This is a genomic window from Streptomyces avidinii (assembly GCF_014650695.1).
Taxonomy (GTDB): domain Bacteria; phylum Actinomycetota; class Actinomycetes; order Streptomycetales; family Streptomycetaceae; genus Streptomyces; species Streptomyces avidinii.
Genome location: NZ_BMVL01000004.1, coordinates 140,941 through 163,309, shown reverse-complemented (window position 1 = coordinate 163,309; position 22,369 = coordinate 140,941). Strand labels below are relative to the sequence as shown.

16 protein-coding genes are annotated in these 22,369 nt (G+C 74.2%); 6 read left to right on the top strand and 10 right to left on the bottom strand.

Going from position 1 to position 22,369, the window contains the following annotated elements; all coding sequences use genetic code 11:
* Window positions 1-2 precede the first annotated feature (2 nt).
* The gene (locus IE257_RS11815) at window positions 3-758 is read left to right on the top strand and encodes a sirohydrochlorin chelatase (RefSeq protein WP_189967601.1); all 756 of its coding nucleotides are present in this window, start codon (window positions 3-5) and stop codon (window positions 756-758) included.
* A gap of 203 nt (window positions 759-961) precedes the next feature.
* Here IE257_RS11815 and IE257_RS11810 read toward each other — a convergent pair whose 3' ends face one another.
* From IE257_RS11810 to IE257_RS38895, 4 genes are all read right to left on the bottom strand, one after another.
* Window positions 962-1,963: a ketopantoate reductase family protein gene (locus IE257_RS11810; RefSeq protein WP_189967599.1), complete on the bottom strand. Its 1,002-nt coding sequence runs from the start codon at window positions 1,961-1,963 to the stop codon at window positions 962-964.
* 95 nt (window positions 1,964-2,058) lie between these two features.
* Window positions 2,059-2,607 (bottom strand): DUF1697 domain-containing protein, encoded by a 549-nt coding sequence (locus IE257_RS11805; protein WP_189968298.1) that lies wholly within the window; start codon window positions 2,605-2,607, stop codon window positions 2,059-2,061.
* Between the two features lie 71 nt (window positions 2,608-2,678).
* Window positions 2,679-3,881, bottom strand: a complete 1,203-nt coding sequence (mgt, locus tag IE257_RS11800; protein ID WP_189967597.1) for a macrolide-inactivating glycosyltransferase — start codon at window positions 3,879-3,881, stop codon at window positions 2,679-2,681.
* 51 nt (window positions 3,882-3,932) lie between these two features.
* Window positions 3,933-6,137 (bottom strand): FUSC family protein, encoded by a 2,205-nt coding sequence (locus IE257_RS38895; RefSeq protein WP_189967595.1) that lies wholly within the window; start codon window positions 6,135-6,137, stop codon window positions 3,933-3,935.
* A gap of 84 nt (window positions 6,138-6,221) precedes the next feature.
* Between IE257_RS38895 and IE257_RS11790 the strand changes: the two genes are divergently transcribed.
* Window positions 6,222-7,085, top strand: a complete 864-nt coding sequence (locus tag IE257_RS11790) for a phosphotransferase enzyme family protein (RefSeq protein ID WP_189967593.1) — start codon at window positions 6,222-6,224, stop codon at window positions 7,083-7,085.
* 60 nt (window positions 7,086-7,145) lie between these two features.
* On the opposite strand, the gene IE257_RS11785 is transcribed toward IE257_RS11790, so the two are convergent.
* The 3 genes from IE257_RS11785 to IE257_RS11775 form a co-directional block, all read right to left on the bottom strand.
* A complete protein-coding gene (locus IE257_RS11785) occupies window positions 7,146-9,575 on the bottom strand; it encodes a hypothetical protein (RefSeq protein WP_189967591.1) in 2,430 nt (809 codons plus the stop codon).
* Window positions 9,576-9,705: 130 nt separating this feature from the next.
* Window positions 9,706-10,425 carry a 3'-5' exonuclease gene (locus IE257_RS11780; protein ID WP_189968296.1) on the bottom strand — a complete coding sequence of 240 codons (720 nt, stop codon included), beginning with the start codon at window positions 10,423-10,425 and terminating at the stop codon, window positions 9,706-9,708.
* A gap of 118 nt (window positions 10,426-10,543) precedes the next feature.
* Window positions 10,544-11,821, bottom strand: coding sequence for a DUF5919 domain-containing protein (locus tag IE257_RS11775; RefSeq protein ID WP_189967589.1), 1,278 nt, complete (start codon window positions 11,819-11,821; stop codon window positions 10,544-10,546).
* A 286-nt stretch (window positions 11,822-12,107) separates the two neighbouring features.
* Between IE257_RS11775 and glgX the strand changes: the two genes are divergently transcribed.
* Window positions 12,108-14,222, top strand: coding sequence for a glycogen debranching protein GlgX (glgX, locus tag IE257_RS11770; RefSeq protein ID WP_189967587.1), 2,115 nt, complete (start codon window positions 12,108-12,110; stop codon window positions 14,220-14,222).
* On the opposite strand, the gene IE257_RS11765 is transcribed toward glgX, so the two are convergent.
* The gene (locus IE257_RS11765) at window positions 14,207-15,565 is read right to left on the bottom strand and encodes an MFS transporter (RefSeq protein ID WP_189967585.1); all 1,359 of its coding nucleotides are present in this window, start codon (window positions 15,563-15,565) and stop codon (window positions 14,207-14,209) included. The genes glgX and IE257_RS11765 overlap by 16 nt on opposite strands.
* Window positions 15,566-15,647: 82 nt before the next feature.
* Here IE257_RS11765 and treY point away from each other — a divergent pair, with 82 nt between their 5' ends.
* Window positions 15,648-17,921: a malto-oligosyltrehalose synthase gene (treY, locus tag IE257_RS11760; protein WP_189967583.1), complete on the top strand. Its 2,274-nt coding sequence runs from the start codon at window positions 15,648-15,650 to the stop codon at window positions 17,919-17,921.
* Between the two features lie 29 nt (window positions 17,922-17,950).
* Here treY and IE257_RS11755 read toward each other — a convergent pair whose 3' ends face one another.
* A complete protein-coding gene (locus IE257_RS11755; RefSeq protein ID WP_189967581.1) occupies window positions 17,951-18,862 on the bottom strand; it encodes a LysR family transcriptional regulator in 912 nt (303 codons plus the stop codon).
* 83 nt (window positions 18,863-18,945) lie between these two features.
* On the opposite strand from IE257_RS11755, the gene lpdA reads away from it, so the two are divergent.
* Both lpdA and IE257_RS11745 read left to right on the top strand, forming a co-directional pair.
* A complete protein-coding gene (lpdA, locus tag IE257_RS11750; RefSeq protein WP_189967579.1) occupies window positions 18,946-20,358 on the top strand; it encodes a dihydrolipoyl dehydrogenase in 1,413 nt (470 codons plus the stop codon).
* 159 nt (window positions 20,359-20,517) lie between these two features.
* The gene (locus tag IE257_RS11745; RefSeq protein ID WP_189967577.1) at window positions 20,518-21,840 is read left to right on the top strand and encodes a M14 family zinc carboxypeptidase; all 1,323 of its coding nucleotides are present in this window, start codon (window positions 20,518-20,520) and stop codon (window positions 21,838-21,840) included.
* On the opposite strand, the gene IE257_RS11740 is transcribed toward IE257_RS11745, so the two are convergent.
* Window positions 21,821-22,363: a 2OG-Fe(II) oxygenase gene (locus tag IE257_RS11740; protein WP_189967576.1), complete on the bottom strand. Its 543-nt coding sequence runs from the start codon at window positions 22,361-22,363 to the stop codon at window positions 21,821-21,823. The two genes, IE257_RS11745 and IE257_RS11740, sit on opposite strands and share 20 nt — an antisense overlap.
* Between the last annotated feature and the right edge of the window lie 6 nt (window positions 22,364-22,369).

Here is a 22,369-nt window from a genome sequence, read left to right as displayed (position 1 = left end):
CCATGTCCCCCGCACTCCTGGTCATCGCCCACGGCAGCCGCGACCCGCGGCACGCGGCGACGGTGCACGCCCTCACCGGGCGGGTACGGGCGCTGCGGCCGGGGCTGCGCGTGGAGACGGCCTTCCTCGACTTCAACACCCCGTCGGTGGGGCAGGCCCTGTCCGCGCTCTACCTCTCCGGCGTACGGGAGGTCGTGGCGCTGCCGCTGCTGCTGACCCGTGCCTTCCACGCGAAGTCCGACATCCCGGCGGCGCTCGCCGAGTCGACCTCGCGCCTGCCGGGGCTGTCGGTGCGGGTGGCGGACGTCCTCGGACCGTCCCCGCTCCTGCTGACCGCCCTCGAACGCCGGCTCTCCGAGGCCGGCCTCACCCCGGCGGACCGCGCCACCACCGCGGTGGTGCTCGCGTCCGCCGGCTCCACGGACCCGGAGGCGATCGCAGTGATCGCTGAAACCGCGCGGGAGTGGCGGCGCACCGGTTGGTGTGCCGTGCGGCCTGCGTTCGCCTCCGCCGCACTGCCCCGTACGGAGGACGCCGTACGGGCCCTGCGCGCCGAAGGCTTCGAGCGGGTGGCGGTGGCCCCGTACGTCATCGCTCCCGGCCGCCTCCCGGACCGCATCGCGGCCGGCGCCGGTGCCGCGGGTGCGGACGTCGTCGCGGACGTGCTGGGCGCGGCCCCGGAGTTGGCCCGGCTGCTGCTGCGCCGCTTCGACGCCTCGGCGGCCGCTCCCGCGAGGCTCCCGGCCCTGACGGCCTGACCCCGCCGCGGCCGAACGCCGGCGCGGCTCGAAGACCGGGGCTCCGCCCCGAACCCCGCTCCTCGAACGCCGGAGGGGCTGAAATTGCCCTGCGGGGCAATCCAGCCCTCCGGGCGGACGGCAGCAGCCACATCCAGCCTCGCCGGCGTTCGAGGCACGGGGTCCGGGGGCAGCGCTTCGGCGGCGGCGCTGCAGCCGGCGGACTACGCGCGGGCCGCGGCCTCGTCGGCCAGGGCGGTCAGGTCCTCGATCGACATCGCGCCCGGCGGCAGGCCCTCGCGGGCGAAGATGTTGGCGGCGTGCCGCAGTACGTCATTGACCGGGGTCGGAACCCCGTGCAGACGGCCCAGCAGCGAGATCTCCCCGTTGAGGTAGTCCGCCTCCACCGACCCCGTCCCCCGCGCCAGGCTCTGCCAGGACGAGCCGCCCCGTACCCCGGCCGGCTGCTCCACCTTGCCGTCGCGCGCCAGCGACTGCTCGGCGTCCGAGGCGTACGGGATGCCCGCGGCCCGGAAGGCGGCCTTGCCCTCGCGGACCGCCCGCAGGAGCAGCGCCGCCTTCGCCGGGTCCGGCTCCGGGCCGGTGGTCGCCTGGATCGCGTTGCCGAGGTTGCCCAGCAGCTTCGCGTACTTCCACCGCATCACGTCCTCGACCGCCGGCGCCCCGAAGCCGGCCTTGGCGAGGTCCGCCGCGACGGCCCGGGACAGGGCGTCCGTGCCGCCGGCCGCCCGGCCCAGGTGCAGGATGCCGGTCAGCGGCGCGCAGAGCGCCGAGACCACGCCCGGCTCCAGGAAGGTCGCGGGCAGCCAGACGCACACCCCGTACACGCGCGCGAAGCGCCGTTGCGCGAGCCGCTCGCTCTCCACGCCGTTCTGCGCGCACAGCACCGGCAGCCGCTGCGCCGCCGTACCGCCGCCGGTGACCTCCGCGTCGCCCCACGCGTCGAGCGCGGCGATGGCGTCCTGCGTCTTCACGGTCAGCAACAGCGCGTCGTCGGGGCGCAGTTCACCGAGCTCGTCCGGTCCGGTGACCACGGGCAGCCGGTGCACCCGGGTCCCGTCGGCCGTGGTGAGGCGCAGTCCGTCGGCCCGTAGGGCCTCCGCGTGCGCGCCGCGGGCGACGAGCACGACCTCGCCGCCCGCCTCCGCGAGCCGTCCGCCGATGGTGGCGCCGACCGCGCCCGCGCCGATGATGATGTAACGCATGCCACGAGCCTGGCACATCCGGCTCCCCGCGTGACCGTCGGGGGCGGGGCGAACGCACTGCCGAGCCCGATCAGGGTCGCCCGGTCGGGCCCCGGTCAGGCCCCGGTCAGCTCCACGAGTTTCGCGACGGTGTTCCAGTTGCGGGTGGTCACGTCGATGCCCTTGACGACGGCGGGCCTGGCGAGGGCCTCGGCCAGTTTGGAGCGGCCGAGGCCGTCGGGGGCGTACAGGTACAGGACCCGGTCGCCGAGCCGGTACTCCTCGGGGAGGTACGAGGCTTCGTCGAGCGCGGCGAAGCGCTCCGGGCCGGGCTGTTCGGAGCAGAAGGTGGCGTGCAGCTGCTTGCCCTCCAGTTCGGCGGCCGGGAAGGGGCAGGCCTCGGCGACGGCGCGCAGGTACGCACCGTCCAGCACCAGGCAGGCCACGCGGAAGCCGAAGCGGTCCTCGATGGCCGCCTCCAGTTCCCGGGTGAGGACCGCCGGGTCCTGCTGCGCGCTGCTGAAGACGGCGTTGCCGCTCTGCAGGTACGTCTGCACGTCGCCGTGGCCGAGCCCTTCCAGGAGCGAACGCAGCTCCGCCATCGGGACCTTCTTGTTCCCGCCGACGTTGATCCCGCGCAGCAGCGCCGCGTACTTCTTCGTCATGGCCTCTTCTTCGGGCACGGCCTTCTTCGTTGCGGCCTTCTTCGTCGTCATGGGCGCACCCTAGGACCCCGCTATGACAATTCGGCCTCGATCAGGTCGGCGGCCTGCCGCGTGCCGCCTTCGGCGGCCATCTGCGCGCGGACGGCCTCGGCGCGGGTGGCGACCTCGGGGTCGGCGACCAGGTGGAGGACCGCCTCGCGCAGGGTCGCGGCGTCCGCCTGCGCCATCGGCACGTGGCGGGCCACTCCGAGCGAGACGAGCATGTCGGCGTTGCCGAACTGGTCGACGGCCTGCGGGACGGCGACCATCGGGGTGGCGGTGGCGAGCCCCTCCTGGCTGCCGCCGGCGCCCGCGTGGGTGATGAAGGCGTCGGCCCGGCGCAGGATGTCCAGCTGGGGGACCCAGCGGTGGACCTCGACGGCGGCGGGGACCGGGCCCAGGTCGGCCTCGTCGGTGAACTTGCCGATCTGGAGGACGAGGTGCCAGTCGGACAGGTCCGCGAAGGCCTCGATGCAGGCGCGGTAGAAGGCGGGCTGCTTGGTGAAGGCGGAGCCGAGCGAGACGAGTACGACCTTCTTGCCCTCGGCGGCCGCGGGCCGTTGCCAGGTGCCCTGGGTCGCGCTGCGGTCCCCCTGGCAGGCGCCGACGAAGGTGTACACGGACCCGTCGACGCGGTCGGCGTGCGGCTGGAGCGCCCGGGGGATGAGGACGATGCTGCGTCGGGGGCGGCCCTGGAAGCGGTCGACGTCGTCGCCGAGGCCGTTCTCGGTGAGCCAGGCCGCGAAGGCGTCGTAGTAGGCCCGGCCGCGCTCGGAGGACTTCAGCCCGGCGACCATCGGCTCGCCCACCTCCTGCTCGTAGCCCTCCCAGGCGACCAGGTTCGGGGAGAGGGAGACGGCGGGGACGCCCCAGCGGTGGGCGAGCACGGGCGCGGGGTAGGAGGTGATGTCGTGGAGGACGAGGTCGGGCTCGTCGCCCTCGAAGGCGGCGGCGAGCTGCGGGAGGGCCTGGACGGCGTCCTTCAGGAAGGGCTCCAGGTTCTCGATGAGCTCGGTGCCCCAGGCCTCGGGCTCGTCGTCGGTGGGCAGCGTGGAGGTGTAGATCACGGGCGTGGCGCCGGTCTCCGCGATCTTCTCGGCGAAGGAGGCCGGGATGGCGTAGCTGACGCGGTGGCCGCGCGCCACGAGTTCGCGGATCACCTCGATGCTCGGGTTCACGTGCCCGTGGGCGGCGATGGAGAACATGGCGATGTGGGCGGGCTTCGCTGTGGTCATGATCGGACGATAGGCGAGACGAGACGTCTCGTGCAAGTTGTTTCCCGCGACTCAGGAGGGGCCGGCCGGACCGGACGGACGGGAGGCTCCCGGCGGACCCGGCGGACCCGGCGGACCCGGCGGACCGGACGAGCCGTTCGGACCCGATGGGCCGGACGGGTGACCCGCGGCCGTCATGCGCTCGACGTCGACGGTCAGCGAGTCCAGCCAGGCGAGCGCCGCGAAGAACCGCGGCGAGGAGACCCCCGGCGGCCCTCCCGCCTCGGACCCGCCGGGCAGCGGCGCGCCCTGCTGATCCGCGGCCCCGGGTGCCACCCCCACCGTCTCGGCCGCCTCCCGCATCCGCGTGGCCACCCCGGTCGCCCGGCCGTCCAGCCGGGCGGCGTTCGCCGGCCCCACCGCCGGGCCTCCCCGGACGAAAAGCCGACGCGAGCCCCACAGCACGTGATGGCCCGACATCATGGCCGCCTGCCAGTCCGTCGTGGGGTCCTCGGACGTGCGGGGTTCGTTCTGGTGCTGCGCGAACGCGGACTCCGCCATCGTCAGCGCGTGCTGGAGCGGCCGGTCGTCGGGAACGTGCCCCGGCCCGCCGTCCACCACGGCGGCCGTGGTGCGCTCGACCGTCTCGGCCTCCGTCGTCAGCAGCAGGGCGACCGCCCGGTGCAGCTCCCGCTGCGCCCCGCGCGGCCAGGCGAGCACCCCGAAGACCACGCCGATCAGGCTGCCGATGACCACGTTCAGGATTCTGACCTCGGCCAGCTGCCAGGTCACAGGGGCCAACTGGGCGAAGACGAAGGCCACCACGAGGGTGAACATGCCCTGGGCCCAGCCCACGCCCCGGACCGGCCCCACCCGGAACGCGGTCATCATCACGAACGGCAGGGCGACGGCGTAGATGTTGGTGTGACCGCCGATCAGGGCCAGCAGCAGCCCGGTGACCAGGGCGCCGAGCAGGGTGCCGGTGATCGCCACGCGTACGGTCGCCCGCGTCTGGGCGGCGGTGGTCCGGGTGAGGCTGAGGACGGCCAGCATCGCCCAGAAGCCGTGCGGCAGCGAGTCCACGCCCGCGACCGTGCGGGCGGCCGCCAGGGCGAGGCTGATCCGGACGGCGTTCTGGAAGTACACCGAGCGCGGCCCGGCGTGTCCCGCCAGCCGGTGCCACCACAGGCGCGGCGCGCGCTTGCCCGCGTACCAGAACCGGCCCGAGTCGACGTCGTCGGGGACCCGCGCGCGGCGGCCCCGTAGTGCCAGCTCGGCCGCCGTCGTCAGGGCCACGGCCGCATCGGCCACCTCCAGCAGCGCCGCCCGGCGGCGCCCCCGCGCGGCGGTCGTGGGTGCCTCCCGCGCGGCCGACGTGGCAGCCTGCTCCCGTACGCGCCGCAGGTCGGCGGCCGCTTCGGTCGTGGCGGCCCTGCCGTCCAGCAGGGCGGCGGTCTCGGTGACGGCCCGGCCGACCGCGGTCAGCACCTGGGGCTCCTGCTCCGTCGGCACCGGGCCCGGGGGCGGCGGGGGAAGGTTCACCAGGCGGGCGAGGAGCGTGCGGGCGGCCAGGCCCGCGTGGGACAGGGCGCGGTCCCGCAGGCCCGGCCCGGCGGGGCGGTCGGCCTCGTCCACCCGGAAGGGGCGCAGCGACTCGCCGGCCACCCGGGCCGTCTCCGCCGACGCGGCGGACAGCGTGTACGGGGCGCGGCCCAGTTCGGCGACGCAGCGGGCGGCGGTGTCGGCCGCGCCGGCGGCCAGCCGACGGTAGGTGGGCCCGGGCTCCTCGGGCAGCACGAAGGCCTCGGCGAGGACCAGCAGCAGGAGGCCGAAGGTGGCCCCCACGAGCCGTTCGCCCAGGGTGTCGGGGGCGTAGGGCGGGAAGCACGGCAGGATGTAGAGCAGTTGCAGCCCGGGCGCGGCGCCCGCCGCGCGGGGACCGGCCGCCGCCACGAAGGCCAGGAAGAAGCCGATCAGGAGCATGCCGGCGACGGCGCTCCAGGTCCGGATCGCGAGGTAGGTGCCGAGCGTCAGCAGCACCCAGGCCGCGGGGGCCGCCTTGACCATGACGGCCGCCCGCTGGCGTCCGGTGCCGGGGATGTGGGAGAGCGCCGCCATCGATACGGCGGCGAACAGCGCGTACGTCGCCGCCACCGGCCGGTCCAGCACGTACAGGCAGACGAAGAACGAGAGACATGCGGAGAGGGTGGTGCGCAGGGCGCGCCGCGTCACGACCGCGGGGCCGCGGTCGGCGCTTCCCTCGGGTCGGGCGCCCATGAGTACAGGATCGGGCCACTCGCCGGAAGCCACCACATACTGTCGGGCACAGGCGGATCAAGGGCGAAGGGCGGGACCGGCGGTATGGACGAGGCGCGGGCGAGGGATGTTCTGGCGGCTGCCGGCCTGACCCGGGGCGGGCCCGGGGAAGCGGCCCTCCTGGCCCTCGGCGAGAACGCGGTCTTCGCCGTCGGTGACCTGGTGGTCAAGGTGGGCCGGGAGGCGGCGCTGCTGGAGCGGGCCGAGCGGGAACTCGTGGTGTCCGGCTGGTTCGCCGCCTCCGGGGTTCCGGCGGTCCGCGCGGCCGAGCCGAGGCCGCGGCTGGTGGACGGCCACCCGCTGACCCTGTGGCACCGGCTGCCGGACCCGGTGCGGCCGGCCGGGCCCGAGGACCTCGCGGCGCTGCTGCGCCTGGTGCACGCACTGCCCGAGCCCCCGTTCACCCTGCCCGCCCGGGACCTGCTGGACGGGGTCGAGCGCTGGCTGCGGCTGGCGGGCGAGGCCGTCGACCCGGCCGACGCGGCCTACCTGCGGGCCCGCCGGGACGCCTTCGCCGGCGAGGTGGCCGCCCTGACCCCGCACCTGCCCCCGGGGCCGGTCCACGGCGACGCGCTGCCCCGCAACGTGCACGTGGGCCCGGACGGCCCGGTCCTGGTCGACCTGGAGACCGTGTCGGCGGATCTGCGCGAGCACGATCTGGTGGTGATGGCGCTGGCCCGCGACCGGTACGGCATGCCGGCCGAGGAGTACGGGGCCTTCGTGGCGGCGTACGGGTGGGACGTCCGCGACTGGGCGGGCTGCGCGGTCCTGCGCGGCGCCCGGGAGACGGCCGGCTGCGCGTGGGTCGCCCAGCACGCCCCGACCGACCCGGCGGCCCGGGCCGAATTCCGCCGCCGGGTGGCCTCCCTCAGGGACGGCGACCGGGAGGCGCGCTGGTATGCGTTCTGAGGCACGCCCGCCCCGCGCCGACCGGGCTTCCGGCCGATGCGGGGCGAGCGGCCTTGGGCGCTACGAGGTGTAGTAGCCGGCCACGTCGGCGATGAGGTGCACCGATCCGGCGTGGTTGTAGAAGCTGACCTTCCCGTTCACGACGGGGACGACCACCAGGTTCGGAATGGTCTGCCCCGCGGTGAAGTTCAGGTTCGACGCGCTGGTGCGGGTCGTCCCGTTCGGGTACACCGATACGAAACTGCCCGCGGTCGGCTCCGTGGCGGTGACGTTCAGCACCACCGCGGTGGCACCCGCGGGGATCCCCGTCGTACCCGCGACCTGCAGGGTCACCGTCCCGGCCTCGCCCACCTTGGCCTTCGGCACACCCAGACCCTCACGGGTGTCCATCAACCGCGTCGGCGTGATCGGCCTGTACCCGGAGCCCGAACCGTCGGTCGTGTAAAAGCCCGCCACGTCGGCGATCAGATCCACCGATCCGGCGTGGTTGTAGAAACTGACCTTCCCGTTCACCACCGGAACCACGACCAGGTTCGGAATGGTCTGCCCCGCCGTGAAGTTCAGGTTCGACGCACTCGTACGCGTCGTCCCGTTCGGATACACCGAAACGAAACTCCCCGCCGTCGGCTCCGTCGCCGTGACGTTCAGAACAACAGCCGTCGCACCCGCCGGAATCCCTGCCGTGCCGGCGACCTGCAGGGTCACCGTCCCGGCCTCGCCCACCTTCGCCTTCGGCACACCCAGGCCCTCACGGGTGTCCATCAACCGCGTCGGCGTGATCGGCCTGTACGTACCCAGCCCGGAGACCGGGGGCGGTGTCACCGTCAACGTGCCCTGTGCGAAGCGAAAGTTGAGCGCTGCGACGGTGATGTTCCAGTTGCCGGCCGGGGCGGTGCGCAGGTCCACGGTCGCCTTCAGCGTCCGGGCGTCGTCGGATACGGACACGGTCTTTGCCGTCAGGGGCGCGGGCCCTCCGGTCAGCTCGACGGTGGTGTTCATGCCGAGGGCCGTGCCCTGGACGGTGAGGGTCGCGACCGTACCGCTCTGTGCGGTGGTCGGTGTGACCGTCCCGACGGACACCTCCTCGGAGCCGCAGGGCGCGGTGGTGCAGACGAGCTGGGCACGGTACGCCGTACGTTCCACCCCGTCCGGCAGCGTGAGGACGAACAGGCTCTGGTCGACGCCCTGGCAGTCGTAAGGGGACGAGCGGCCCGTGCAGAGGTCGGTTCCGGCCTTGGTGTAGAGCGCGGGCCGCGGGATGTCCTGCCCGCCGTCCGTCGCAGTGATGTCGGCCCGGAACTGGTCACCCGAGACGCTCGGCAGGACCGCGCAGGCACCCGTGCGCTCCCCGGAGAGAGTGCCGGTCACCGGGCCGTATCCGTACGCGACCGATCCGGCACGGGTGCACTCGGGCGCCGCGCCGGCGGCCGTGGCGATCCGCCAGGCGTCGAGGCGGTAGGAGCCGGGCAGGGACCAGTCCTGCGGGACCTGGGTCACGACCTGGTAGCTGGTGGAACCGGTGACCGTGCACGCCCAGCTCTTCTGGTGGCAGGCGATGCCGCCGTTGCCGTCCATGATCAGCATGTGGGTGCTGTCGTGGGCGTCCCGGACGTCGACGCGCAGCCGGTCCGTGGCGGCGGCTGCGGTGATCCGGTGGCAGCGCAGGGTGCCGTTCTGGCCGGAGGCGCCGGTCGTGGCCGGGGCGCCGACGGCCGTAGCGGCGGAGGCGGTGCAGCCCGGGGCCGCGGCGGTGACGTCCCGGCGGTCCAGGGTGTGGGTGCGCGGGGCGTCCTGGCCCTGCAGGAGCAGGGTGTAGCCCTTGTCGGCGGTGAAGTAGCAGCTGGTGAGCGCGTCCGTCCGGCCGCCCGCGGGATGCGTGTAGCAGGAGGGCGGCCCGTTGCCGTCGGTGTCCACGATGCTGAGCGAGTAGCGCGGGAACAGCTCCGTGTCGTCCGGGAATCCGTAGCGGACGCGCAGGAGCTCCGAGGTGGAGTGGGCGCCGGCCGGGATGGTCAGGCAGTGCGAGAAGACGCCGTTGCCGGTGTCCAGCCGCACGGCCGCCGCGTCGTCGGCGAAGCTGCCCGCGGGCAGGACCTGACAGCCGCTCTGAAGGACGTCCGTGCGGATGAAGTGGACGCCGTAGGCGCCGGTTCCGGTGTCGTCCGCGGCGCGCACCAGCACGCGGAACGGCGCCGTGCCCGTGAGTGCGCATTCGCCCCGGGCGAGCTCGGAGGCGGTGCACTGTGCGGTGCCGTTCCGGTCGACCGCCTCGACCGTGACGCTCAGGCTCGCGCCGCCGAGCGAGGTGAGGGCGGCGATCCGGGCGCCCTTCGGGCTCGGCAGCTCCAGGCAGTGCGTCTGCCCGGCGGCGGCGAAACTGCCTGCGTACCGTCCCTCGGTGACGGCGACGCAGTCCTCGGCGGCCGGCGCGGCCTGAGCGGCGCTCACCGGCAGGAGGAGCGCGGCGAGGACGGCCAGCAGACACGTCATTACGGTGGAAAAAGGATGTCTAGCGGATGCCATTGGCGTTGGCATGAACCCCCCAGGGTGATGTGCGACGAGTGATCGTCGCACATCCGTACGGGGTGGCCCGCCTTCATTTCCCGCCGGCGGGACGGGCTCAGGCGGGGACCAGGCCGCGCAGGGGCCAGGCCTCGTCGATCACCGCGTCCGGGGTGCCCTGACGGCGCAGGTACGACTGGAAGTCCCGGGCCCAGCGCGCGTGCCAGGTGCTCTGCCGCGCGTGCAGGTCGGCCGGGGTGAGCGCGGCCACCTCCGGGTGGCGCTCGGCTATCGCGCGGGCGACCTGGACCGCGGCCAGCGCGTCCGCCCCCGCGTCGTGCGCGTCGTCGAGGGTGACCCCGTACACCCCGCAGACTGCCTCCAGGGTGCGCTTGCCCCGCCGGTAGCGGTCCACGGCCCGGTCGATGGTCAGCGGGTCCACCACCGGACCGGTCTGCGCCCCGCCCAGCCGGTCGGCCAGCGACGGCAGCCCGTGCCGGGCCAGCTCGGCCGTCAGCAGGGTCAGGTCGAAGGCCGCGTTGTACGCGACGACCACCGCGCCGGCCCGCCAGTGGCCCACCAGGGCCTCGGCGACCTCGTCCGCGACCTCCCGCACCGGGCGTCCCTCGGCGACCGCGCGCTCCGTGCTGATCCCGTGGATCGCCGACGCCCCTTCCGGGATCGGTATCCCCGGGTCCGCGAGCCAGCCGCGCCGCTCGCGCACCGCACCGCCGCGCACCTCGATCAGGGCCGCCGTCACGATCCTCGACTCCCCCGGCTCCGTGCCGGTCGTCTCCAGGTCGAATCCGATCAGCACACCGCCGTGCCAGTCCCCCATGCCGTGCCAGTCCTCCACCCCGTGCCCCTCCCCCGTACACCTTCGGTCAACGGGTTTCAGCCTGCCACGGGGTACTGACAGCCCGGCCGCCGGGGCGTGGCGCGCGCGCCCGCGCCGGTCAGGACACCGGCCGGGAGTCCTCCCACATCGACTCGAACTCCTCGCGGTACGTCGTGAACAGCCCGTGGTCCGCGTCCTTCGGCACTCCGCGCCCGCCGCCCCGCAGCACCAGGACGGGGGACTCCATGCCGCGCGCCCGTCGCAGGTAGGACTGCACCACCGCGATGCCCGAGGACTGCCCCTCCACCAGATAGGCGGTGAACCTCGGGGTCTCGTCGAAGACGTGGATCTCGAACCGGGAGGGGTCCCGCAGGCCCGCGCGGACCCGGCGGACGTGCAGGATGTTCATCTCCACCGAGCGGCTCAGCTCGCCCTTGCGCAGTCCCAGTTCCCGTTCGCGCCGCTTCACGGCGCTGCTCGCCGGGTTCAGGAACAGCAGCCGCACCCGGCAGCCGGCCTCGGTGAGCCGGACGAGTCTTCGGCCCGAGAAGTTCTGGACCAGCAGGTTGAGCCCTATGCCGATGGCGTCGAGCCGCCGCGCCCCGCCGAAGAGGTCCTCGGCCGGGAGCTGCCGCTGGAGCCGTACCCGGTCCGGGTGGACCGAGATGACGTCCGCGTACCGGTCGCCGACCAGGTCCTCGACGGCGTCGATCGGCAGCCGCTCGGCCGAGGGGCTGCCGGAGACCCCGCCCAGTACCTCCAGCAGGCGCGCCGAGGCCCGCTCCGCCTGCTCCAGCACGGGCCGGGACAGCGCGCGGTTGCGGGAGACGACGTTGCGGGTGACCTCCAGCTCGTCCAGGGCCAGCTCGATCTCGCGCCGGTCGTCGAAGTACGGCTCGAAGCACGGCCAGTGCTGGACCATCAGTTCCCGCAGCTGGGGCAGGGTCAGGAAACTCAGCACGTTGTCGTCGGCCGAGTCGAGCAGGTAGCCCTTGCGGCGGCTGACCTCGCGCACGGCGACGGCCCGCTGCACCCATTCCTGCCCGGCGGGCCCGGCGGCCGCGACGACCCAGTCGTCCACGCCGTGCACCGGTTCGTAGATCGGCTTGAGCACCGCCCCGACGACCGCACGCAGCCGCTGTTCGATGAGATTCAGCCAGATGTACGCACGGCCGGCCCGCTGTGCCCGGGTGCGGACCTCGCTCCAGGCCTCCGCGCCCCACTCCAGCTGGACGCCGGCCCCCGCGCTCCCGTCCGCCGCCGGGCCGCCCGCCAGGGAGACCGCCCCGGTCGGGAGCCCCGCCGGTGCCCCGCCCGGGACACCACCTGGGGCGTCCGCCGGGCCACCCTCGTGACTGCTGTCACCAGGGGGCAGCTCCAGACCTCCCGAGCTCACCCGTGCACCGCCTTCTGCGTCTGGACGCCCGTCTCCAGTGATCACGGAAGGGTACTCCGCGCGCGCGGCCCGGTGCAGCCAGACGGTCCTTACGGCGGCTGTCCGTTGACCCATTATCCGATGCGCAGACAGTCCGCTGACCCGCATATCGGCTCTGCGGGTCACCCGGTAGGACCCCTGCCAAGTCCGCGCTTGGGGCCCCTCTTTCGGGGAAGATCTGGCAGGGACGTGGTCCACGCCGGGTCAGCCGGGACATCTTCGGACAACCAGGGAAGAGTCGTTATCTATGCAGGTCTGGCCGGGACAGGCGTATCCGCTGGGTGCCACGTACGACGGCGCCGGCACCAACTTCGCGGTCTACTCGGAGGCCGCCCGACGCATCGAGCTGTGTCTTCTGCACGACGACGGGTCCGAGTCCGCCGTGGAACTGCGGGAGACGGACGCCTTCGTCCGCCACGCGTACCTGCCCGGCGTCATGCCGGGCCAGCGCTACGGGTTCCGCGTCCACGGGCCGTACGAGCCCGAGCGCGGCCGTCGCTGCAACCCGGCGAAGCTGCTGCTGGACCCGTACGCGCGGGCCATCAGCGGCCGGGTCAGCTGGAACGAGGCGGTGTACGGCTACCACTTCGGCCGGCCGGACTCGCGCAACGACCTGGACTCCGCCCCGCACACGATGAGCTCGGTGGTGGTGAACCCGTACTTCGACTGGGCCAACGACCGGCCGCCGCGCCACGAGTACCACCACACGGTGCTGTACGAGGCGCACGTCAAGGGCCTGACCATGCGTCACCCGGACCTTCCCGAGGAGCTGCGCGGCACCTACGGGGCGCTCGCGCACCCGGCGGTCATCGGCCACCTCACCAAGCTCGGGGTGACGGCGCTGGAGCTGATGCCGGTGCACCAGTTCGTCAACGACCACCGGCTGGTCAACGACGGGCTGAGCAACTACTGGGGTTACAACACCATCGGCTTCTTCGCCCCGCACAACGGCTACGCCTCGGGGGACCGCGGCCAGCAGGTGCTGGAGTTCAAGTCGGCCGTCCGGGCGCTGCACGAGGCCGGCATCGAGGTGATCCTCGACGTGGTCTACAACCACACCGCCGAGGGGAACCACCTGGGCCCGACCCTGTCCTTCCGCGGGCTGGACAACGCCTCGTACTACCGGCTGGCGGAGGATCCGCGCCACTACATGGACACCACGGGGACCGGGAACTCGCTGCTGATGCGCTCCCCGCACGTGCTCCAGCTGATCATGGACTCGCTGCGGTACTGGGTCACCGAGATGCACGTGGACGGCTTCCGCTTCGACCTGGCGGCTACGCTGGCCCGCCAGTTCCACGAGGTGGACCGGCTGTCGTCGTTCTTCGACCTGGTCCAGCAGGATCCGGTGGTCAGCCAGGTGAAGCTGATCGCGGAGCCCTGGGACCTGGGCGAGGGCGGCTACCAAGTGGGCAACTTCCCGCCGCTGTGGACCGAGTGGAACGGCAAGTACCGCGACACCGTACGGGACCTGTGGCGTGGCCAGCCCCGTACGCTCGCGGAGTTCGCGGGCCGCCTGACGGGCTCCTCGGACCTGTACCAGGACGACGGGCGGCGACCGCTCGCGTCGATCAACTTCACCACCTGCCACGACGGGTTCACCCTGCACGACCTGGTCTCGTACGACGAGAAGCACAACGAGGCCAACCGGGAGGGCAATCGGGACGGCGAGACCCACAACCGGTCCTGGAACTGCGGGGTGGAGGGACCTACCGAGGATCCGGAGATCACGGAGCTGCGCGAACGCCAGATGCGCAACTTCACGGCCACCCTGATGCTGTCGCAGGGGGTGCCGATGCTCAGCCACGGCGACGAGTTCGGCCGTACCCAGGAGGGCAACAACAACGCCTACTGCCAGGACAACGCGTTGTCCTGGGTGGGCTGGCCGGAGCCCGGAAAGCCGGGGCCGTCGCTGCTGGAGTTCACCCGCCGGATGGTGTGGCTGCGCCGGGACCACCCGGTCTTCCGGCGGCGCCGGTTCTTCCACGGGCGGCCGGTGGAGGGCACGCACGACGAGCTCTCCGACATCGCCTGGTTCACCCCGCACGGGGAGGAGATGCGGGCGCGCGACTGGCAGGCGCAGCACGCGCGGGCGCTGACGGTCTTCCTCAACGGGGAGGCGATCTCCGAGCCGGGCACCCGCGGGGAGCGGATCACCGACGACTCGTTCCTGCTGATGTTCAACGCGGGCGCGGAACCCCAGGACTTCACGATCCCGGCGGGCCACGGCGCGCAGTGGCGGCTGGTGGTGGACACGGCTCGGGCGGACGTACTGCCACCCGGTACCGGGCCGCAGTTCGCGGCAGGTGACCGGGTGGCGCTGACGGGCCGGTGCCTGGTGGTGCTTCAGCGCCCGGCGTAGGCGGCGCCGTTCTCCTGCGTCACCGACGACCCGGTCCGCGGGCCCGGAACGCTCCCCCCGGTGGGATGCGTACGGGCCGCGGGCACCCGGGTGACGAGGGAGAGGAGCAGGCAGAGCGCGGCCGCCCCGACGGCCACGGCGAAGGCCCCGGCAGGGCCGTACGCCTCGGCGAGACGTCCGCAGACGACGAGCGCCGTGGCCTGCCCGGCCACCAGGCAGCTGGCGGCGAAGGCCATCGAGGTGGAGAGCCGGGCCGGTTCCACGGCCCGCTCGGTGAGTGCGAACGCGGTGATCAGGTGGGGTGCGTAGGCGGCGCCGAGCACGGTGACGACGGCGTACAGCGGCCACAGGCCGTCGGTGACCAGCAGCGGCGCGGAGAACACCAGAGCCGCACCCGTCGCCACCCGCCAGCGCAGCCGCAGCCCGAAACGGGCGGGCAGCGCACCGAGCGAGATGCCGACGACCGCACTGACGACACCCATGGCGGAGTAGACGACGGCGGCCTGGTCGGGGACGCCGAGCCGGATGGTGAGCGCGGTGATGCCCGCCTGGCAGGCGCCGAACATGGCGCCCTGGAGGGCGAGGGAGCCGCGTACGGCGTGGACCACGGCGGGCGGCCGGACCCGGCCCCCGGTGCCCTGACCTTCGGTGCCCTGACCTCGGGCGTCCCGGCCTCCCGCGCCCCGGTCCCGCGCGGGGCGTCCTCCCCCGGGCTTCGTCCGGGGGTGCCCCCCGGTGACTGCGGCGGTCGGGTGCAGTGCGTAGACGGTGCCGAAGACGGCCACCAGGCCGGCAGCGGCGGCCAGGGCGAAGGCCGGGTGGGCGAGGAGCGCGGCGAGTCCGACGAGGGCGGGTCCGAAGACGAAGGAGACCTCGTCCAGGGTGCCTTCGAGCGCGTGGACGGCGCCGACGACGCTCTCGTCGGCGTCGGCCCGGCGGGCCAGGGCGACCGACCGGGTGCGGGCGAGCGGGCCGATCAACGGTACGGAGGCTCCGGTGAGGGCGCCGATCGCGGCGAGCGGGACGGTCGCCAGGTGGGTGAGGGCTCCGGTGACCAGCGCGGCGGTGGCCACGGCGTTGACGGCGGCCGCGGCGAGGACGACGGGACGCTGGCCGTGCCGGTCGGCGAGCCAGCCGAGGACGGGGCCGAAGAGGACCTGTCCGACGGAGAGGGCGCCGCCCACCGCGCCGGCGGTGGCGAGGGAGCCGCTGGTCTGGGCGACCAGCAGGAAGCTGCCGAACTGGGACATCGCGACGGGCAGTCGGGCGAGGAATGAGACGAGCGGGAGTAGGGGCCCGGTCAGGGCGATGACTCTTCGATAGGTGTTGACGGTTCCAACCACTTGATCAACGCTAACCCGGCGCAGTCACTCGGATGCATTGGGTAATGGCACGGAATCCGGCAGGCTGGGTACGTACGTTCTCATGAGCCAGCCGCGCGCGACCCCTGAATCGGAACCTGCCGTTCCGACACATGTCACTCCGACGTCGACCTACCGTCTCCAGCTGCGCCCGGAGTTCCCCTTCGCGGCGGCCGAAGCAGCCGTACCGCACATCGCCTCGCTCGGCGTGTCACACCTGCACCTCTCCCCCGTCCTGGAGGCGGCTCCCGGCTCGACGCACGGCTACGACGTCACCGACCACTCCCGCGTCCGGGCCGAGCTGGGCGGCGAGCCGGGCCTGCGGGCCCTGGCCGCGGCCGCCCGGGCGCACGGGCTCGGCCTGGTCCTCGACATCGTGCCCAACCACATGGCCGTGCCGACCCCGCTGCAGTTGAACCGGCCGCTGTGGGAGGTGCTGCGGGACGGCCCCGCCTCGCCGTACGCCCGCTGGTTCGACATCGACTGGGAGGCGGGCGGCGGGCAGGTGCTGCTGCCGGTGCTCGCCGGGCCGGTGGAGACCTGCGAGCTGAAGGCCGAGGGCGACGTGCTGCGCTACGGCGAGCAGCAGTTCCCGCTGCGGGAGGGCACCGCCGGGCTGGCGCTGCCCCAGCTGCTCGCCGCGCAGTGGTACCGGCCGGCTTGGTGGCGCGAGGCCCGCACTTCCCTCAACTACCGCCGGTTCTTCACGATTTCGGACCTGATCGGGGTCCGGGTGGAGGACCCGGACGTCTTCACGGCCACCCACGCGAAGGTGCTGGAGCTGGTCCGGGACGGGATCGCGGACGGGCTGCGGATCGACCACGTGGACGGCCTGGCGGACCCGGAGGAGTACCTGCGGCGGCTGCGGGCCGCGGCGGGCGACGGCTGCTGGGTCGTGGTCGAGAAGATCCTGGCCCGCGAGGAGCGACTGCCCTCCGCCTGGCCGGTGGCGGGCACCACGGGCTACGACGCCCTGCACCGGGTCGACGGGGTGTTCACCGACCCGGAGGGCGCCGCGGAGCTGGCGGCCCGGTACGGGCGGAGCACCGGGCTGCCGCAGTGGCCGGAGGCGGCCCGGGCGGCCGCACGCGAGGTGCTGACCGGCGACCTGGCAGCCGAACTGAGCACCCTGGAGCGGCAGGCCGGGCCGGAACTTGCACCGGCCGTCAGGGAGTTGCTGATCGCATTTCCCGTCTACCGGCCCTATCCCGGAGAGCCGGACCTGCCGCCCCGGGCGGTGGAGCAGGCCGCCGCGCTGGCCGGTCCGGGCCCGGTCGCCGCCGTACGGGAGCTGCTGCTGCGGGATCCGGCCTTCGCCGCCCGCTTCGCCCAGACCTCGGCGGCCCTGCGCGCCAAGTCCCTGGAGGACCGGGCCTTCTACCGGTACGCACCGCTGCTGTCGGCCACCGAGGTGGGCGGGGAGCCGGGGCGGCCGGCGGTGCCGCCCGCGGAGTTCCACGCGTACTGCTCCGCCCTCGACCGGGACTGGCCCGCGGCCGGGACCGTACTGTCCACCCACGACACCAAGCGCAGCGCGGACGTCCGGGCCCGGATCTCGGCGCTGTCCCAGGCTCCCGGGCTGATGGGCGGCCCGGCCGGGACCGACCCCCAGCTGGCCTGGGTGGCCCGGCAGACCGCGCTGGGGCTCGGCCGGGCCCCCGAGGCGGCGCCCCGGCTGGCCGACGCCCTGCTCAAGGCGGTCCGCGAGGCAGCCCTGCACACCAGCTGGACCGACCCGGACGAGGAGTACGAGGCGGGCGTGGCCGGGTACGTCCGGGAGCCGCTCGACCTCCCGGCGGAGCTGGCCGGGGCGGCCCGCGCCAACCTCCTCGGGATGACCCTCCTGCACCTGGCGATGCCCGGGGTCCCGGAGGTCTACCAGGGGGCGGAGACGGAGTACCGGGCCCTGGTGGACCCGGACAACCGGCGTCCGGCCCACTTCCCCCGCGCGGCCCTGGCCCGGCTGGACACGGGGGCCGCCCCGCGGGATGCGGCCGAGGAGAAGCTGGCCCTCACGGCCGCCCTGCTGCGGCTGCGCCGGGACCGCCCGGAGCTGTTCCGGGGCTACACGCCGGTCCCGGCCCGGGGCGCGGCCGCCGACCACCTGGTGGCCTTCACCCGGGGCCCCGGGCTGCTGGTGGCGGCCACCCGGCTGTCCCACCGGCTGGCCGGGGCGGGCGGCTGGCGGGACACCCGCCTGCCCCTGCCCCCCGGCACCTGGACCCCCCTCGGCCCCGCCTCCCCGGACCACTCGAACCCTCGTACGTCACACAGCGGTTCGACCGAGGTGGCCACCCTGCTGGCCGGCCACCCGGTGGGCATCTGGCTGCGCCGCTGACCCGGCCCGGGGCCGGGCCCCTCCGCTGCTCAGTGCTGCGGAGCGCTCGCGCCCGGAACCCGGGTGGCCGGGCGGGCGCCGATCAGGTCCGCGAAGGCGGCCGCGGCGCCGGTCAGCGGGACCCGGGAGAAGGCGGCCAGGGGCCGGTGCCACGGCGGGTCGAGGGAGAGAAGGGCGCAGTCCTCCCCGACGGCGCCCCGGACCATGTGCGCCGGGGCCATGACGATGCCCACCCCGGCGGCCGCCATCCGTACGGCCGTCGAGGTGTGTTCCGTATGCAGCACCGTGTGCGGGGTGAAACCGAGCGCTCCGCACGCCCGGTCGAGCACGAGGACACCGTCGACCAGCGGTTCCATCGCGCAGCGGATCCAGTCGTGGTGGGCGAGTTCGGTGAGCCGGACGGCCGTGCGGCCGGCCAGCGGATCGTCGAAGGGGACGACGACGACCAGTTCCTCCCGGCCGATCGCAACGAGCGGACCGGACCACCCGGCGGGCTCCGGGCCCACCGCGAGGTCGGCGACACCGCGCTCCAGCTGCTCCTCCAGGGCCTCGGTGGAGCCGTACTCCCGCAGCACCAGGGAGACCCCCGGGTACAGGGACCGCCAGCGGGCGGCGACGCCCGGGAGCAGGCCGACGGCCAGCGCGTGCACGGTGGCGATGTGCAGTTCCCCGCCGGCCACCCCGGCGGCGGCGCGGGCGGCCCGCTCGGCCTGGTGGGCGCTGCGGACGGCGAGCTGCGCGTGCGGGAGGAAGGCGCGGCCCATGGGGGTGAGCCGGACCCCGCGCGGCATGCGCTCCAGCAAGGCGCCGCCCACGGACCGCTCCAGTGCCTTGACCTGGTGGGACAGGGCGGGCTGCGTGACGTGCAGGCTGTCCGCGGCGCGGGTGAAGGAGGACTCCTCCACGACGGCGAGGAAGTACTCCATCTGGCGCAGGCTCATGACCTCGAAGCATAAACAGCCTGCATGGCACCCAGAAGATCATTTCCTTGGACTTGCCCCAACGGCCCGTGGAGGCTGGCCACATGACCAACGACAGCACGGTGGATGTGATCGTGATCGGCGGCGGTACGGGCGGCTACAGCACCGCCCTGCGCGCCTCTGCCCTGGGCCTGAGCGTCCTGCTCGCGGAACGCGACAAGGTCGGCGGGACCTGCCTGCACCGGGGGTGCATCCCCAGCAAGGCCATGCTGCACGCGGCCGAACTCGTCGACGGCGTGGCCGAGGCACGGGAGCGGTGGGGGATCCGGGCGAGCGTCGAGTCGGTCGACTGGTCGGCCCTGACCGCCACCCGGGACGACATCGTCGCCCGCAACCACAAGGGTGTCGAGGGCCACTTGGAGCATGCGGGGGTCCGGGTGGTGTGCAGCGGAGCCCGGTTGACCGGTCCCCGCTCCGTCCGGACCGAGGACGGGCGGGAGTTCACCGCCACCCGGGGGATCGTGCTGGCCACCGGGTCCCGGCCGCGGATCCTGCCCGGCCTGGAGCCCGACGGCCACACGGTGGTCACCAGCGACGACGCGCTGTTCGCGCCCGGGCTGCCGGCTTCGGTGCTGGTGCTGGGCGGCGGGGCGATCGGGGTGGAGTACGCGTCGTTCCACCGTTCCATGGGTGCCGCGGTGACCCTGGTCGAGGCCGCCGACCGGCTCGTTCCGCTGGAGGACGCGGAGGTGTCCCGGCATCTGGCGCGGGGCCTGAAGAAGCGCGGGATCGACGTGCAGACCGGGGCCCGGCTGGAGGGGGCGCAGCGGCTCGCGGCCGGGGGCGTCCGGGCCACCGTGCGCACCGCGCGCGGGGAGCTCCGGGAGATCGGGGCGGAGCGCCTGCTGGTGGCGGTCGGCCGGGTCCCCGTCACCGACGGCCTGGACCTCGCGGCGGCCGGACTGGCCACCGACGGGCGGGGGTTCGTGGCGCCGGCCGACTGGTCCCGACTGGAGAGCGCCGTCCCGGGCATCCATGTCGTGGGCGACCTGCTGCCACCGCCCTCGCTCGGGCTGGCGCACGCCTCCTTCGCGGAGGGACTGCTGGTCGCCGAGACCCTGGCCGGGGTGGCGAGCGCGCCGGTGGACTACGCGACGGTGCCGCGGGTGACCTACTCGGCCCCGCAGACCGCCGCCGTCGGGCTGACGGAGGCGCAGGCGCGCGAAGCCTCGTACGACGTGGTGGTGAACACGATGCCGCTGACCGCCGTGGCCAAGGGCATGGTGCACGGGCAGGGCGGCACGGTGAAGGTGGTCGCCGAGCGGGGCGGGCGGGTGCTCGGGGTGCACCTGGTGGGGCCGCACGTGTCGGAGATGATCGCGGAGAGCCAGCTGATCGTCGGCTGGGACGCGGAACCGGGAGATGTGGCGCGGCACGTCCACCCCCACCCGACACTGTCGGAGGCGGTCGGGGAGGTCTTCCTCAGCCTTGCGGACCGCGGCCTGCACCAGCAGTAGCCCGCCCCGCGAGGAGCCACCCCGGACCCCCGGCAGCGGCGCCGGACCCGGCCGCCGGGGCCGCGCCCCGGGCGTTGGCCAGGGGTTTCACCCAGGATTCGGTGAACTGCGGGGCCCGCGGAGCAGTAGGCGGCGGGCCCCGCGGGCATGGCATCCCTTGTGACTCTCCTCCGTGACATGCGCTACCCCACACCGCGGGAACTCGGGCTCGCCGCCCGCGCTCTGGCGGACGAACACCCCGGCGAGGTGCTGCTCCGCCGGGCCGGTACCTCCCGAGCCGGGCAACCGCTCCTGGTCCTGTCCGTCGCCGCCACGGGCGGCGCCCCGCTCGGGGCCGACCGCAACGTCCTCGTCGTCGCCGGGGCACACGCCAACGAACCCGTCGGCGGAGCCACCGTCCTCTCGCTCGCCCGGCGCCTCCTCGACGACCCTGCGCCGCGGGCGGGCTGCGGCTGGCACTTCCTGCTCTGCGCGGACCCGGACGGCGCGAACCTGCACCGCACGCCCCGGCCGTACTCCCTGCTCGACTACCACCGGGGCTTCTTCCGGCCGCCCGGCCCCGAACAGCCCGAGTGGGCGCCGTCCTTACTGCCTCCGGACCGGCTGCCGCCCGAGACCCTGGCCCTGACCGCGCTCATCGACGAACTGCGTCCGGTCCTCCAGGTCTCCCTGCACGCCACCGACCTCGGCGGTTCCTGGGTACAGCTCACCCGGGACATACCGGGCCTCGCCGAGCCGTTCGCGAAATCGGCCGCCGAGCTGCGCATCCCGGTGGAGAACGGGGCCTCGGACGCGGCCGGCTGGCCCTCCCCCGGCCCCGGGATCTTCGTGATCCCGCAGCCGGGCAGCGAGGCCGCGGGCGCCTTCCACCCGGAGGACACCCGGCTCAGCACCTGGTACCACGCCCACCGCTACGCCGGCACGACCGCCATCGTCGAAGTCCCCATGTGGGCCTCCGACCTGGTGGACGATCCGGCACCGCACCCGGACCCGCGCGGCGCCCTGCGGATGCTGGCCGAGCGGCTCACCACCGACGCCGCGCTCGTCGCCGCGGTCCGCGGCGGTGCCCGCGTACCGGAGGACCCGCCGTCGTACGGAGCTCCGGCCGCGGCCCCCCTTCTGCGGGCGGTGGACTGGACGCTCGCGCTGATCCCCCAGGTGGCGGCGGAGTGGACGGCCGGGGCCCCGGCGGAGGCCACCGCGGCGTACATCGCCAGCATCGACGCCTTCGGGCGGCGGCTGTCGCTGCGCGCCGCCGCGATGCTGCTGCGGGTCCTGCGCGCCCAGGGGCACCCGGCGGCGCCCGGGCTGGACCGGCTGGTGACCGGGTGGTGCGAGGACTTCGCCGCCCGGTTCGGGGCCCGCTGGGTCCCGGTGGCCACCCAGGTGGAGCACCAGGCCCGTACCGTCCTGGCCGCCTACGACCGGCTGGTCGCGGCCGGGCGGCCGGACGGCACGACCGTCAGTTCCCGTTCGTCCTGAGGCATGTTGCGCGGCCGGGCGGCGGCAGGGCCACCGGCCTGGCGCCGTCGTGGTCGCCCTCGGCCTCGTGGAGCGGGCGGGTGCCTTCGGCCGCGTCCGCCATCCACTGCGCCATCCGCGAGGGCCGGGCGTCCGGCCCCGTGGCGGACTCCTCGTCGGAGATCCAGGTGGTGAGGGTGAACCGGTGGTCCGCGAAGCGCCCGCTCGGGCAGGTGGACGGCACGACCTCGTGGAAGGCGCTGGAGGGGAAGAAGACGATGCTGTCGTGCTCGGGTTCGACGGTGCGACAGGACTCCGCCGGCCGCGCCCTGCCGTCGTTCACCACGGTGTCGTACAGCCGGAGTTGGCCGCCCCCGAAGCCTCGGGGCGTGCGGTGGAGGTAGTACACCGCGGACAGCGCCGTACTCACGTCGCGCACGCGGGAGGCGTCGGTGTGGATGCCGAAGTGGCCGCCTTCGCCGTGCGCCGGTGAGCAGCACTGGTCGGAGGGCGGCAGTACGCGGGGGCCGATTTCCATCGGCATGCGCGG

Bases quoted from the DNA above. Each gene is read 5' to 3' on its own strand.
- IE257_RS11815 (WP_189967601.1), top strand. From the start codon at position 3: ATGTCCCCCGCACTCCTGGTCATCGCCCACGGCAGCCGCGACCCGCGG.
- IE257_RS11810 (WP_189967599.1), bottom strand. From the start codon at position 1,963: ATGCGTTACATCATCATCGGCGCGGGCGCGGTCGGCGCCACCATCGGC.
- IE257_RS11805 (WP_189968298.1), bottom strand. From the start codon at position 2,607: ATGACGAAGAAGTACGCGGCGCTGCTGCGCGGGATCAACGTCGGCGGG.
- mgt (WP_189967597.1), bottom strand. From the start codon at position 3,881: ATGACCACAGCGAAGCCCGCCCACATCGCCATGTTCTCCATCGCCGCC.
- IE257_RS38895 (WP_189967595.1), bottom strand. From the start codon at position 6,137: ATGGGCGCCCGACCCGAGGGAAGCGCCGACCGCGGCCCCGCGGTCGTG.
- IE257_RS11790 (WP_189967593.1), top strand. From the start codon at position 6,222: ATGGACGAGGCGCGGGCGAGGGATGTTCTGGCGGCTGCCGGCCTGACC.
- IE257_RS11785 (WP_189967591.1), bottom strand. From the start codon at position 9,575: ATGACGTGTCTGCTGGCCGTCCTCGCCGCGCTCCTCCTGCCGGTGAGC.
- IE257_RS11780 (WP_189968296.1), bottom strand. From the start codon at position 10,425: ATGGGGGACTGGCACGGCGGTGTGCTGATCGGATTCGACCTGGAGACG.
- glgX (WP_189967587.1), top strand. From the start codon at position 12,108: ATGCAGGTCTGGCCGGGACAGGCGTATCCGCTGGGTGCCACGTACGAC.
- treY (WP_189967583.1), top strand. From the start codon at position 15,648: ATGAGCCAGCCGCGCGCGACCCCTGAATCGGAACCTGCCGTTCCGACA.
- IE257_RS11755 (WP_189967581.1), bottom strand. From the start codon at position 18,862: ATGAGCCTGCGCCAGATGGAGTACTTCCTCGCCGTCGTGGAGGAGTCC.
- lpdA (WP_189967579.1), top strand. From the start codon at position 18,946: ATGACCAACGACAGCACGGTGGATGTGATCGTGATCGGCGGCGGTACG.
- IE257_RS11740 (WP_189967576.1), bottom strand. From the start codon at position 22,363: ATGCCGATGGAAATCGGCCCCCGCGTACTGCCGCCCTCCGACCAGTGC.